A 13496-nucleotide genomic window follows, 5' to 3' on the forward strand; every position below is an offset into this window, starting at 1 on the left:
AAGCCATGAAGCTCGCGATCATGCAGCCCTACCTGCTCCCGTATATCGGGTATTTTCAGCTGGCAGCGGCTGTCGACAAGTTCGTCTTTTACGACGACGTGAACTTCATCAAGAACGGCTGGATCAACCGCAACCGTATGCTGCAGGGCGACCAGGTGCGTTATCTCACCGTGCCGCTCAGCGGCGCGAGCCCTATGCTGAAGATCAACGAGGTGCTGGTCGAGCCGCGCGAGCGCTGGCTACGCAAGCTGCTTGAATCGATTCGTCATGCCTATGCCAAAGCGCCTCACTACCCGCAGGTAAGCGCGTTGATCGGACGGATTCTGGCGGAGCCGCTCGCGCCGGTTTCGCTGCTCGCCTCGCACACCGTGATGGAAATCTGCAAATACCTCGAGATCGATACCGAGTTCGTCCCGTCGTCGACGAAATACGGCAATGCGCAACTCAAAGGTACTGAGCGGGTCCTGGACATCTGCGCGCGAGAGCAGGCGGCTACCTATGTGAACCTGCCGGGCGGTCGAGCGCTTTACGATAGCAACGCATTTTCGGCTCGCGGCGTGGAGCTTGCCTTCATCGAGCCGAACCTGAGCCCGTACGCACAGTTCGATGACGCATTTCACCCGGCCTTATCCATTCTCGACGTCCTGATGTTCAATAGCAAAAACAGCGTGAGAGATATGCTGTGCGTCGAGGTGAACGCATGACGGCTCGCGAATCGCGTGCAATCGGCGGCTATTTCGAACTCGAACTGCCGCGAGTCGACGCGTCGCTTCACGGCAACGCACTGCGCTTTCAGTCGTCGCGCGCCGCGTTTCTTGCGCTGCTTCGCGCGGGGCGACCGACTGCCGTCTGGATGCCCTGGTACGTCTGCGATGCGATGATCGAACCGCTGCGCATGACCGGCACGCCGGTCAAACGCTATCGGCTCGATGCCGACTTGCGCGTGCAGTCTGCCGACCTCGCGCACGGCGAGTGGCTCGTCTACGTCAACTACTTCGGACTGTGCGCTCGCCAGGTCGACGACGTGCTCAGCCGGTTTCCGCGCGAACGCGTGCTGATCGACAATGCGCAGGCGTTGTTCGCGCGGCCCGCCGATTGTCTCGCCACACTGTATTCGCCGCGAAAATTTCTCGGCGTGCCGGACGGCGGCTATCTCGTCACGCAGCAGCCGGTCGACATGCCGGCAGCGTTTGACGAAGGCTCATTGCTGCGCTGCGGGCATCTGCTGACCCGGCTCGCGAAAGATGCGGAAGCAGGCTACGCCGACTACGCGGCGGCCGAAGAAAGTCTGAAGCAACAAGAGCCGTTGCGGATGTCGACATTGACCGAGCGGTTACTCGCCAGCATCGACTACGACAGTGTCAGGGCACGGCGAGTCGAAAATTTCGCCTTCCTGCACGAGAAGCTGCAGCGCTACAACCGCTTCACGTTTCGCTACGACGAACAGACGGTGCCGCTCTGCTATCCGTTGTTCGACGCGCCCACCAGCGCACGCGAAGCGCTTCGTGCGCAGCGCATCTATACACCCACCTACTGGCCGGACGTGGCGGACGCCAAAGGCGCGCCGGACTTCGAACGCGATCTCCCGGGTTCGACGCTTTGCGTGCCGTGCGATCAGCGCCTCACACGCTACGATCTCGAGCCGATCGTGCAACACTTACTGGACCGGCTCGCATGAGCGACAACACGATATTCCTGCGCGAAATCGAGCGCGGCGATCTGCCGACAATCAATGCATGGCGCGCCGACAAGGCATTGGTCAGCCTGCTGGGCGGCGCCTTCCGCTATGTGGGCGCCGAGATCGACAACAAATGGTTCGATAGTTACCTCGGTTCCCGCGCGGGCAACGTGCGTCTCGCCGTGTGTCTCGCCTCGACCCAGGCCGTGGTGGGCGTGACATACCTGCTGGGCATCGACTGGGTGAACCGCAGCGCGGAGTTCTCGATTCAGATCGGCGCGGAAACGGCACGCGGCCGTGGCATCGGCGAGGCCGCGACGCGTCAGACGCTCGACCACGCGTTCGGCGACCTCAATCTCAACCGCATTTCGTTGACCGTGCTCGCATCCAATGCGCGCGCCATCGCGCTTTACGAGAAAGTGGGCTTTCGTGCCGAAGGTCTGCTGCGCCAGGCCGCCTTCAAAGGCGGCCGCTATCTCGACGTCATTCCGATGGCCATCCTGGCTGACGATCGGCGCTGAGCCCTTCCCTTTTGCCGTTGTCTTGCTCCACCCATGAACACGATTGACGCTCACCACCACACCGCACTTGCAACGGCAGGCTGGACCGTGCTTCCTTGCCTGATACGCAGCGAATTGCTCGATTCGCTGGTCCAGGCGCTGGGCCCTTCGCTCGCGCTGCGCGACGCAATCCGACGACGCAACGGCGTGCTGGAAAACAGCGCCGGCACCTTGCATCATCTGTTGATGGATGACCCGTGCTACGTCGAATTGCTCGCGGAACTCTCGGCGCTGGAGCCGGTTTTCAAAGGTTACTTTGAAGGCAACTTCATCCTGAATTCGTACGGCGGCGTGATCAACGAACGCGACTCGCGCTCGTACGTGCAGAACGTGCATCGCGACATTCGCTTCGGCTCCGACACGCGGCGCTTCATGGTGAACGCGTTGGTGATGCTCGACGATTTCACGCTCGAGAACGGCGCAACGCATGTTCTCTCGCACTCGCAAAACATCCAGCAGCAGCCTACCGACGAGCATTTCTACGCTCAGGCCGCGCGTGCGACCGGCGAGCGCGGCTCGGTTCTGCTGTTCGATTCGCGCATGTGGCATGCCACCGGACGCAATACCACCGACGCGCCGCGGCGTGCGCTGACACTGACTTTCACCAGCCCATTCTTCAAGCCACAGCTCGATTACGCGCGGCTGTTCGGCTACCGCAACCTCGACCGCTGCAATGCATGGATGCGCCAGGTGCTCGGCTTCAACGCCCGGGTGCCGGAGTCGCTCGATGAGTTTTACGTGCCGGTGGAGCAGCGGTTCTATCAACGCGGACAGGATTGACGACATGAGCAGAGACTACAACGCGGAAGCAAAAGATCATCCGGAACATCGCTACGCTTACGACTTCGACTACCTGATGCATGAGTACATGCTTCGGACGTTCGAGCCGTTCCTCGCCGGCGATAACGCGCTTGAACTGGGATGCTTCGAAGGCAACTTCACGCGCCTTCTGACGAAGCGCTTCGATTCAGTGGAAGTGGTCGAAGCATCGGCGGACTGTATCGCCATTGCGTCGGATAAGACCCAAGGCGCCGCCAGCTTCCATCACTCGACGTTCGAGACTTTCGAACCGTCGCGACGCTATGACAATATTTTCCTCATCCATACGCTCGAACACCTCGATCATCCGGTTGAAGTGCTGAGGCGGATTGGTGGCTGGTTATCCGAGGGTGGCCGGCTGTTCGTGGCCGCGCCGAACGCGCGCGCCGGCTCCCGGCAGATCGCGGTCAACATGGGACTGATCGACCATCACGCCGCCGTGACGCCGGCGGAAGCCGCACATGGACACCGGGTAACCTATTCGATCGATACGCTGCGGGCCGATCTGCGTGCGGCGAACCTGCGCCCGGTGACTGAAGGCGGCGTGTTTTTCAAGGGTCTCGCCAACTTCCAGATCGATGCGGCATTGCAGGCCGGCATTATCTCCCGAGCGTATCTGGACGGCTGTTTCGAGTTGGGCCGCGTTTATCCTGATTTGTGCTCGAGCGTGTACGCAATATGCCAGCGCGAGATGGAGCGCTGATCGGGACGCTAGAGTCCAGTTTGCGTCTGCCTGAGCCGGCGGCCCGATCTTCGGTGGTGCGCTGCCGCGCGGCCGCCGGCCGTCATAGCCGCGCTCTTGCCGATAGATGTTACGGCGGAAGCGGACGCATCGCGGCCCCCAAGCGACCACACAGTCTTTCCTTGCCATTCAAGCAAGCGACGGGCGCAACGCTTCCGGCAACTCACGTCTCACGCTCGACTCACCGCGCGCGTCACTGAAAAGTCGCGTTGACCGACAGTTGTACCGCATTGCCCTTCGGCCGGTTGCTCGTGTTGAACTCATTGACCCACCGCAGGGCCGCCGACACGGGGGTTTTCTGGATCTTGCCCGACCACGTGACCATCGGCCCGAGGCCGACGGAATGCCCCTGGCTGCCGCCGACGAGGTCTGCGATACCGCCGCTGTCATTGCCGATCTGCTGAATGTAGCCGCCCACCACGCCGACGCCCCAGCCATTGCTGAAGCGCTTGAGCGCAAGTAGATCGAGCACGCTGACCGGCGCGTTGTGATAGTGGGTGTCGTTATTGGGTGTGTAGAACTCGAGACCATAGTTCAACGACAATTCGATGTTCTCTTTCGGAAGCAGCTTCGTATAGGCGATCGTCGGCGTGAAGGTCCACGTGTTCTGCCCGGCATTGGCCAGCCGGTTGGGGTTGTATGCGCCAGTCGGCGCATAGATCTGCACGCTCAGCGCGACATGGTCTGTCTTCGTTAAGTGATAACCGGCGATGACCGGCGTGAAGAAGAAATCGGCGAATTGCGTGCCGTGGTCGTTCGGCAAGCGGCCATGGAACGACGAGATGTCGGTGTACTGGACCGGCACGCCGAACGAGGACGCGAAGTTCCAGCCACCCACGGTGATACCCCACGTCTTGACCGCAGCGAGGATGGTGTACTCGGCCGTCGCGTTGACGCCGGCCGTGACCTGCCCGGCGATCGGAATCGATTTGCTCGCGCCTAGCGACCCTTCGTAATAGATCGTGGCGGCGGACACGATCCAGTCGTTGGTGGGCGGCACGACACCGCCGTACGGCGTCACCTGCATGCCGGTAATGGGCCGGCCTATACCGCCTTCAGTCGCCCACGCCGTTTGGCAGAGACTCACACCGGCAGTGGTCAGAAGCGCGCCTTTGCACAGCCGGGTGACGAGCTGCCTCGTCGCGAAGAAACGGTTAGGTTGACTCATGATCGTCCTCATCAAATAGAAGTTCGGCATTCTCACTCCAGCCGAACCGCATCCGCACCGTCTGCGTCGCCAAGCCGCACGCGCGCGGGTGCGACCTTGTGTCGGCCTTGTGTCGGCCTTCGCACGCGATTGACGGCGGCGTCCAGTTTTCATCGAGCATGGCTTGCCGCGACCCGTAGGCGCGCAAGTACAGGGAGAACTTCGCAACAGCCGGCACCGGCGACGCATTGGCGAAACTGTCTTCGCGGGCCTCGCGTCTCGCACGTGGAGCGAGAGCAGGCCGTTTGCGTTGAAATTCGAGTTTTTGATCGGCTTGCCGGGGCGCGTAGCGGTTATGTGCGTTGAGTGAAGAAAAGTAATGCCAGTTGTATAACGTCAGCGACCGGGTGCCTTTCTCAGACGGCGGCCGATCTCCATGGAAGCTCGCAGTGTAGCGCCCGCCGCCGTCGCGAAATGGGCCCGATGCGTCGGTGTCCGAATAAAAACAGTTTGTCTTTCTCACGCTGTTGACAAAGCTGTTCGACTTCTCTATCAGCGTTTGGATACGCTGGTCGATGTCAAAGACAGCGCCGCTCCTGATCGTACGGCGATTCCCCGGCAAGACATCGCTTAGACCGTCAAGGTTCGTCTTCTTACGTTCGCTCGAATCGGCCCGCATGCCGACCGGCGAGAACACGGACACGAACGCGCATACCGTATCCTCCCCAAACACGCACCTATAACCCATTATCGGGCCTCGTCTATGGGCGCTCTTATCGCCGAGCGCCTGCCTTTGCCTACGCGAAACCGTTTCAGAGGCGTGGTGGCTTTCGCGTGTCCGATTTAAATCGAATTCATTATTTCGCGCGTGTTCATGCGGCCGAGAAATCGGCAAGCAGATGCCAATCCACGCGGATAAAGCATGCTATGTCACTCGAACAATTGGGAATGGCAGTGCGACGGAATACAGGGCTTGCATGAGCGCTCCTTGAAAACGAGAAACGCCGCATCAAACGAAGCATGCGGAAAGTGGACGAATCACCACGCTGGCATCGTTGGCAATACTAGCAACGTTTCCGGCAATTTCAGAGATAAATTTGTAACGCAGCCGAAGGGCTAGGCGAAGCGGGGAGTCGTCCGGCTTGCTGATTTATTCAATGGATATTCGTACGGGAGGAGCGGGCTCCGCTGTCCCGCCGAAAAAATCTCGCAAGGGCTGCAATAAGCGCCTTAGCCCATTAGACTGGCGCTCGCTCCAGATTCGACCCACCGTTTTCGATGAGGCTTTCATGATTCGCTCGCTGCACCGGTACTGCATTGCCTTCACCGTCGTACTTCTCTCCGCTTGCTCCGTCACGCCGCGCCAGGATAACGGCGAATCGCAGGCCGGCGCAGCGACGGCCGCGACGTTGGCATCATGGAACGACACCAGGGCCAAGCGCTCGATCGTCGATTTCGTCACGCTCGTGACGACACCGGAGTCCAAGGACTTCATCCCGCGCGCCGACCGTATTGCCGTGTTCGATAACGACGGCACACTGTGGCCCGAGCAGCCGGCCTCCGTGCAACTGGTGTTCGCGCTGCAACGTGTGAAGACGTTGGCCGGACGGCATCCGGAGTGGAAGCGCCAGGAGCCGTTCCGCTCGATCCTCAAAGGCAACCTCAGGAATGTGGCGGCAAGCGGCGACGCCGGCTCGATGCGGCTACTGGCCACGGCGCACGCAGGCATGACGAGCGAACAGTTCGCCGCGCTCGTGCACGAATGGTTCGATTCATCGAGCGACCCGCGCTTCAACCGTCCTTATGCCGATCTCGCGTATCAGCCCATGCTCGAATTGCTTGCCTATCTGCGCGCGAACGGCTTCAAAACTTATCTGGTGACGGGCGGCGATGTCGAGTTCGTCCGCGAGGTGGCTCAGCGCATGTATGGCATTCCGCCGGAGCAGGTGATCGGCAGCACCGTCAAATACCGGTACAGCCAGACCAACGGCGCAATTTCGCTGACGCGCCTCGCGCAAGTCGACACGCTGGTCGACGGCGCGGCCAAACCGCTTGCCATCGATCGCGTGATCGGCCGACGTCCGGTGATCGCGTTCGGTAACGCGGATGGCGACGCGCCGATGCTCGAATGGACTTCGGCAGGTGACGGCCCGCGCCTTGCCGCGCTCGTGCATCACACGGATGCGGAACGCGAATACCAGTATGACCGCGCGTCGAAGAGTGGCAAGCTCGACAAGGGTCTCGACGAGGCCGGCGCAAAGGGCTGGCTCGTCGTCGACATGAAAGACGACTGGAACACCGTGTTCAAGCCCGCCAGCGCAACGACATCAGCAGCAGCGAGCGCGCCGGCCCATTGAGCGTGAAGCGAGAAAAGCCGCCGGTGCGCGGCCTTTCCTGATTGCTTCACCTGCCGCTCGTTGACGCATTGAGCCGCGCGGCTAGCGCGTCAGCGTAATGGCCAGATACGTGACGTACAGCACCCCGCAAACCAGCAACGCCCATACCGGCACGCCGCGCTCGCGCACATTGATGCGCAGCCATGCCGCCGCGGCGAGCGTGATCACGATGCCGGTCACCACTTCGATGCGCGGCGTCCATGGTGTCAGCAGAATGCCGATCGCGGGCAGCAAGGTGCCCTGGAACACCATTGCACCGGTGATATTGCCGAACGCCAGCGTGTCTTTGCCGCGGCGAATCCACAGAATGCTGTTGACCTTCTCCGGCAGTTCGGTGGCGATCGGAATGATCAGCAGCGAGAGCAGCAGCGGCGACACGCCGAGCGCCTGCGAGACGCCGCGCACCCCGTGGATGAAGCCCTCCGCGCCCCACACCAGCAACGCGACGGCCAGCGCCAGCTGCACCACGATCGTGGCCATGTTGGTCGGCACGCCGAGGCGCGAGATCAGCATCTTGCCCGGCGCTTCGGTGCCGTGACCGGCATCGACCAGATCATTCGACGCGCGGAAGGTCATCACCACATAGGTGACATACACGCCGACCAGCGCCACGCTGAAGAGCGCGCGCACGAGCATCCGCTCGTGCGGCACGTACATCGCCGCGGCGGCCAGCACGAACGCGCATAGGAAATAGTTGAGGTCGCGCGTGAAGCCCGAGCGCTCCGGCGCGACCCAGCCGCTAGCGCCGCGCGAGCCGAGGATCGCGAGCGTCATCAGAAAAGTGGAGAGGGTGGAAAGCATTAGCGGCGCGCCGAGAATTGCGCCGACGCCGATCTCCTGATTGACCGCACTATCAGTCGTGCCGCCGGCGATCGCCAGCAACGGCACGAGAGTCTCGGGCAGAGCGGTGCCGACGGCGGCGAACAGCGAACCTGTCACGCCTTCGGAAATCTTGAGACGTTCGCCCAGGTGCTCGAGCGCGTTGGTGAAGAGTTCGGCCGCCAGCAGAATGACGACCAGCATGACTGCGAGTTCGAGCAGGAGACTGGTCATGCGCGTTTCCCTTCAAGCATGGAGAGGCAGCGGCGCGGCGGACGGCCAAGCGGGAAGACTGGCAGGGCAAAACGAGGTATCACGGGACAACTCCGCGGTCGGACGTAGATGACAAACCAATGACGCACCGCCACCCGTCCGACCAGAACGAGGCAGTACGTCAATGGTCTCGCCAAACCGACCCGGTCGAACGCGCCATGACCGAAAGGCCAAGTATGTTGACGCGCTCTCCTTCAATGGATGAAGGAAGGCTACTCCCCAGTGACCGGGGGATTCTAACGGCAGGGGACGCTTTCAACAACCTTGTTGCAGCGAGAGGGGGGGTGGCGTGGCGCGGCACCTCGGAGCCTCGCTCGTTCGGCGCGGCTTTGCGGCAAGAGCGCAGGAAATGCGATGTTCGATGGATTTGCCGCCCGGCCACGAGCCGAACGGGTTAATTGAAGTGATACTGCAGTCCGATTGTGAAACTGTTATTCGTTCTTTTTGTGCCGTCGCAATTGCCGGTGTCGGTTGTCCATTCGCCTACCGCGCTTACGTGTTTGGCAAATTTATATTCGACACCCAAACCCCAATGGAAGCGCGTGTCCGGATCGTCGCCAGTAAACCCAATGCGGACATAAGGCAGAATCTGGTTGAACGGCATGCCGAATTTCGCATCGATTCCGGCGTCTTTATAGGTTGTCGAGCCGTGATGTAAATCAGCAAAAGCCTCGGCGCCCACTATGAACCGTTCGACGTCGAAGTTATATCCAGCCGTGAAACCCGGAAAAACCGTAGTGTGCGATGGCTTGTTGATGACGCCGGAAGCATCGGAATTATTCACACCCACCTTGAAGCCCAGATAGGGACCGGCAAATTGGCTTGCCACCGTGACAGGCGGAACCGATTGCGCGTGCACGAGATTGGATAGCATCGTGATCGATGCGATTAAAATCAACCGGGCTATTTTGTACATGACCTGCAAAATAAAACAATGGGCGCGCGGATGGCTTCGCAATGCCTTTATTAATTAGGGAAGCGATTGTTGAATTACCGCTTATGGAACATCCACGCGTTATACGATTTGGATGGTCAACGCATGCTAATTAAACGGATAGGCTGGGGCAATTGGAAATTTCAGAAGACGGACGTTTATATGTCTGAATCTGAATTGACGAACAGTAAGCTACAGAGATCTTGGGATAATTCTGTCGACGCGGATGAGATCGTGGACGGCCGGCAGTGAGCGTATCTGTGGCTTATGTGCGGCTTATCGGCGGGATTGCGGCGCCCGGAAGACATCGCAAGACGGTGGAAAAACAAAAAGGGCTTGGCGCACACAGCGCAAGCCCTTGATCGAGATCGACTCTTTATGGTGCGCCCGGCTGGGATCGAACCAGCAACCCCTGCCTTCGGAGGGCAGTACTCTATCCATTGAGCTACGGGCGCTTCACCACGAAAGCGCGGCAACCGGAATGGATGCGACGCCAAAGCGAGACCGAAAGGATACCCGGTTTCAGCCATACCGTCCACCGGAGGGCCTGAATGGCGGCACCCGGCGCCTTCCGGCCGACCCTCGCGATGCGGGTAAACGCCTGCTGAACAGCTCGCCGCGCCCCTCGCCGCCGTCGAAATCTTGCGTCTATAATCGTCCGTGGCTGATTTGAGAACAAGAAGTTGCCGTCACGCTGTACCGCTCACATACCCACGGAGACGAGACAAGCATGAGCGAAGCACCACACGGAGCCCCGATCAAAACCCCCGGGCAGCTCGTCGCTGCGATCATTGCCAGTTTTGCGGTACCGATCGTCATCATCGTGCTGCTGGCCGTCTACGTCGATAACTCGACGCGCACCGGCGCCGGCACCGACTCTCTCTCCGAAGCCGAGGTCACCGCCCGCATCAAGCCATTCGCCCAGGTCGACATTCGCGACGCCAATGCGCCGCGCGTCTACAAGACCGGCGAAGAAGTCTACAAAGCCGTTTGCTCCGCTTGCCACGCATCGGGTGCGGCGGGCGCGCCGAAATTCACCAATACCGCCGACTGGGCGCCGCGCATCGCGCAGGGCTTCGACACGCTGCTGCACACGGCGCTCGCCGGCAAAGGCGCAATGCCGCCGCGCGGCGGCACCAGCCCGGACGACTACAGCGACTTCGAAATCGCACGCGCTGTCACCTATATGGCGAACAACTCCGGCGCGAGCTTCCCTGAACCGGCTCAGCCGGCGGCAGGCGCCGCGGCGGCATCCGGTGCAGCAGCAGCAGCAGCAGCGGCTCCGGCCGGCGCTTCTGACGCAGGCGCGGCCCAAGCCGCCGCGGCCATGGCCGCGATGGCCAGCGTGCCGCAAGCGGCCGCACCGGCAGCAGGCGGCACGCAAAGCGCGGATGCCTCGCAAGCCGGCAAGGCGTTGTATCAGCAAGTCTGTCAGGCCTGTCACGCGGCAGGCGTACTGAACGCACCGAAGTACGGCGACAAGGACGCCTGGGCGCCACGTCTGAAAGAACCCATGGACACGGTCTATAACTACGCGCTGCACGGCAAGGGCGCGATGCCCGCGAAAGGCGGCTCGAATGCCTCGGACGCGGACGTGAAGGCCGCCGTCGACTACATGGTCAGCGCGGTGAAGTAAGACGAACGACGGCGTCTGCCAGGTCGTAAAAAATCCCTGCCCACGGTGACGCGGTGCAGGGATTTTTTTATCGGCCATCGCTGAAGCGCGCTACCCAGGTGCCCGATTTCGACACTCACTCACGCGCGCTGAACGCGCGTCTTTTGCCTCGGTATTCGCGACACTCCCTCAAGGCTTCTGCAACAGCGCCTTCAAACTGGCAAGCCGGTCTTTCGGCGACATAGGCGCTTCTTCGGGCGTCGGCGGGGGAGCGTCGTCGAGCAACATTTCGGGAATGAAGCGCGACGGCTCGCACACCACCGTTTCTCGCGCGCGCTTGCGCTTCTTGCACCAGTTCAGATGCAAACTGCGCTGCGCACGCGTGATCGCGACGTACATCAGCCGGCGCTCTTCTTCGATGCGCGCGTCGTCGATCGGCTCGTCGTCGGGACCGCCGCGATGCGGCATGATGCCTTCTTCGACACCAACCAGAAACACGTGCGGATACTCCAGGCCCTTCGACGCATGCACCGTTGAGAGCCGCACCGCGTCGGGATCTTCCTCGCGGCCTTCGAGCATCGACATGAGCGCGACGGTCTGGATCAGACCGAGCAGATTCTTGCCAGTGTCGCCGAGACCGTCGGCGGTGTCGTAGCCGGTGGCTTCGTCGGCCGCGGCGCCCGTCGGCTCAGCCTTGGTGCCTTTGCGCTTCAGCCACTCCATGAACTCAAGCACGTTCTGCCACTTGGACTGCGCCTGACGTTCGTCGAACGCGTCGTACAGATAGGCTTCGTAGTGGATGGCGTCCATCAGTTCGTCGAGCAGCGTGCCGGCGGCGTCTTTCTCGGCGCGGTCGGTGAGGCGCTGCATGAAGTCGCAGAACACGCGCATCGGTTCGATCTGCCGCGGCGACAGACGCGCCTCGATGCCGCCCATGTACACCGCTTCGAACAGCGACACCTTGGCCTGTCCTGCGAACGAGCCGAGCGCCTCGAGCGTGGTATTGCCGACGCCGCGGCGCGGCGTGGTGATCGCGCGGATGAACGCCGGGTCGTCGTTCGCGTTGGCGATCAGACGCAGATAGGCGCAGATGTCCTTGATCTCGGCCTTGTCGAAGAACGATTGGCCGCCGGACAGCACATACGGAATCCGCTCACGCCGCAACACCTGTTCGAAGATGCGCGCCTGGAAATTGCCGCGATACAGGATCGCGTAGTCGCGGAAATTCGCGCGCCGCTCGAACTTGTGCGCCGACAAACGGAACACCACGGACTCGGCCTCGTGTTCTTCGTCGTTGCACGGCGTGACGGTGATCGTGTCGCCCATGCCGTGTTCGGACCACAGCTTCTTTTCGAACAGCTTTGGATTGTTCGCGATCACGTTGTTCGCGGCCGTCAGAATCCGCACCGTCGAGCGGTAGTTCTGCTCCAGCTTGATCAGATGCAGCTTCGGAAAATCCTTGCTCAGCTGCCCGAGATTTTCGAGCGTCGCGCCGCGCCAGCCGTAAATGGCCTGATCGTCGTCGCCGACCGCCGTGAACGCCGCGCGCTTGCCGGCCAGCAGTTTCACCAGTTCATACTGACAGGCGTTGGTGTCCTGATACTCGTCGATCAGCAGATAGCGCAGCTTGTTCTGCCAGCGGTCGCGCACCTGTTCGTTCTTCTCGAACAGTTCGGCGGGCAGGCGGATCAGATCGTCGAAATCCACCGCCTGATAGGCATGCAGCGTCGCCACGTAATTGCGATAGACGATCGCGGCCTGATGCTCGTCCTCGTTCGCGGCAATGGCGATCGCCTGCTCGGGCATGATCATGCCGTTCTTCCACAGCGAGATGATCGACTGGATCTTGCGGATGAAACCCTTGTCCGTCGAGCCGACCTGTTCCTGGATCATGCCGAAGCAGTCGTCCGAATCCATGATCGAGAACTGCGGCTTCAGGCCGACGTGTTCCGCTTCCTGCCGCAGAATCTGCACACCGAGCGAGTGGAAGGTGCAGACCGTCAACTGGTTGACGGGCACTTTGCGGCCTTCCTTGCCGGGCGTGGTGAGCGTCTTGCCCTCGAGCAGCTTGCCCACGCGCTCGCGCATTTCCAGCGCGGCCTTGTTCGTAAACGTGACGGCGGCGATATGGCGCGGCTCGAAGCCCTTGGCCTCGATCAGATGCGCGATTTTCTGCGTGATCACGCGCGTCTTGCCGCTGCCTGCGCCGGCGAGCACGAGACACGGACCGTCGAGATAACGGACCGCTTCATTTTGAGCGGGGTTCAGGCCTGCGGACATCGTCTGTGGATGGGTGATGCGGTTAAAGCGGCGGTTGAGGGCGCGGTGGCGAAACGCCGGCCGAAGGCCCGGGGGCATGCTGCGCGGCGCCGTGCCGGAACAGGCGCCCCGCACGGTGCGGAGGGTGTTCTGGCCCGCTTCGCAAACGCGCAAGAGGAGCGATGTTAACACGGATGTACGCAACCGATGCCCGCGCCCCATGACGGCCGCCAGTACCACCACGACGCTGACGA

The 13496-nt window shown here is 61.4% G+C and carries 12 protein-coding genes, 1 tRNA gene and 1 riboswitch; of the genes, 7 read left to right on the forward strand and 6 right to left on the reverse strand.

Annotated features, from left to right (window positions below; translation table 11 throughout):
- Window positions 1-5 precede the first annotated feature (5 nt).
- From P0D70_RS01040 to P0D70_RS01060, 5 genes are read left to right on the forward strand one after another with little or no spacing between them, the layout of a single operon-like run.
- Complete coding sequence (locus P0D70_RS01040; RefSeq protein ID WP_408181653.1) at window positions 6-704, forward strand: WbqC family protein; 699 nt, start codon at window positions 6-8, stop codon at window positions 702-704.
- Window positions 701-1678 carry a hypothetical protein gene (locus tag P0D70_RS01045; protein ID WP_408181655.1) on the forward strand — a complete coding sequence of 326 codons (978 nt, stop codon included), beginning with the start codon at window positions 701-703 and terminating at the stop codon, window positions 1676-1678. Before P0D70_RS01040 ends, P0D70_RS01045 begins: the two co-directional genes overlap by 4 nt.
- Window positions 1675-2199 carry a GNAT family N-acetyltransferase gene (locus tag P0D70_RS01050; RefSeq protein ID WP_408181658.1) on the forward strand — a complete coding sequence of 175 codons (525 nt, stop codon included), beginning with the start codon at window positions 1675-1677 and terminating at the stop codon, window positions 2197-2199. The genes P0D70_RS01045 and P0D70_RS01050 overlap by 4 nt, the downstream gene beginning before the upstream one ends.
- A 33-nt stretch (window positions 2200-2232) precedes the next feature.
- Complete coding sequence (locus tag P0D70_RS01055) at window positions 2233-3018, forward strand: phytanoyl-CoA dioxygenase family protein (RefSeq protein WP_408181661.1); 786 nt, start codon at window positions 2233-2235, stop codon at window positions 3016-3018.
- Between the two features lie 4 nt (window positions 3019-3022).
- The gene (locus P0D70_RS01060) at window positions 3023-3760 is read left to right on the forward strand and encodes a class I SAM-dependent methyltransferase (RefSeq protein ID WP_408181663.1); all 738 of its coding nucleotides are present in this window, start codon (window positions 3023-3025) and stop codon (window positions 3758-3760) included.
- A 232-nt stretch (window positions 3761-3992) separates the two neighbouring features.
- Here P0D70_RS01060 and P0D70_RS01065 read toward each other — a convergent pair whose 3' ends face one another.
- Both P0D70_RS01065 and P0D70_RS01070 read right to left on the reverse strand, forming a co-directional pair.
- The gene (locus tag P0D70_RS01065; RefSeq protein WP_408181665.1) at window positions 3993-4967 is read right to left on the reverse strand and encodes a SphA family protein; all 975 of its coding nucleotides are present in this window, start codon (window positions 4965-4967) and stop codon (window positions 3993-3995) included.
- The gene (locus P0D70_RS01070) at window positions 4954-5649 is read right to left on the reverse strand and encodes a DUF1214 domain-containing protein (protein ID WP_408181667.1); all 696 of its coding nucleotides are present in this window, start codon (window positions 5647-5649) and stop codon (window positions 4954-4956) included. Before P0D70_RS01070 ends, P0D70_RS01065 begins: the two co-directional genes overlap by 14 nt.
- 586 nt (window positions 5650-6235) lie before the next feature.
- Between P0D70_RS01070 and P0D70_RS01075 the strand changes: the two genes are divergently transcribed.
- A complete protein-coding gene (locus P0D70_RS01075; RefSeq protein WP_408181669.1) occupies window positions 6236-7303 on the forward strand; it encodes an HAD family hydrolase in 1068 nt (355 codons plus the stop codon).
- Window positions 7304-7384: 81 nt separating this feature from the next.
- Here the strand turns inward: P0D70_RS01075 and P0D70_RS01080 are convergent, their stop codons facing one another.
- The 3 genes from P0D70_RS01080 to P0D70_RS01090 all read right to left on the reverse strand — a co-directional run bounded on the left by P0D70_RS01080 (window position 7385) and on the right by P0D70_RS01090 (window position 9823).
- Window positions 7385-8395: a sodium:calcium antiporter gene (locus tag P0D70_RS01080; protein WP_091797913.1), complete on the reverse strand. Its 1011-nt coding sequence runs from the start codon at window positions 8393-8395 to the stop codon at window positions 7385-7387.
- Between the two features lie 96 nt (window positions 8396-8491).
- Window positions 8492-8667: riboswitch (yybP-ykoY riboswitch) on the reverse strand.
- A gap of 161 nt (window positions 8668-8828) precedes the next feature.
- The gene (locus P0D70_RS01085) at window positions 8829-9350 is read right to left on the reverse strand and encodes an outer membrane protein (protein WP_091797910.1); all 522 of its coding nucleotides are present in this window, start codon (window positions 9348-9350) and stop codon (window positions 8829-8831) included.
- A gap of 397 nt (window positions 9351-9747) precedes the next feature.
- A tRNA-Arg gene (locus P0D70_RS01090) sits at window positions 9748-9823 on the reverse strand.
- A gap of 275 nt (window positions 9824-10098) precedes the next feature.
- Between P0D70_RS01090 and P0D70_RS01095 the strand changes: the two genes are divergently transcribed.
- Window positions 10099-11004, forward strand: coding sequence for a c-type cytochrome (locus P0D70_RS01095; protein ID WP_408181672.1), 906 nt, complete (start codon window positions 10099-10101; stop codon window positions 11002-11004).
- A gap of 168 nt (window positions 11005-11172) precedes the next feature.
- Here the strand turns inward: P0D70_RS01095 and P0D70_RS01100 are convergent, their stop codons facing one another.
- A complete protein-coding gene (locus tag P0D70_RS01100) occupies window positions 11173-13263 on the reverse strand; it encodes a UvrD-helicase domain-containing protein (protein WP_091800949.1) in 2091 nt (696 codons plus the stop codon).
- Window positions 13264-13496 lie beyond the last annotated feature (233 nt).

The organism is Paraburkholderia sp. RL17-381-BIF-C (assembly GCF_046026435.1).
Classification (GTDB): Bacteria; Pseudomonadota; Gammaproteobacteria; order Burkholderiales; family Burkholderiaceae; genus Paraburkholderia.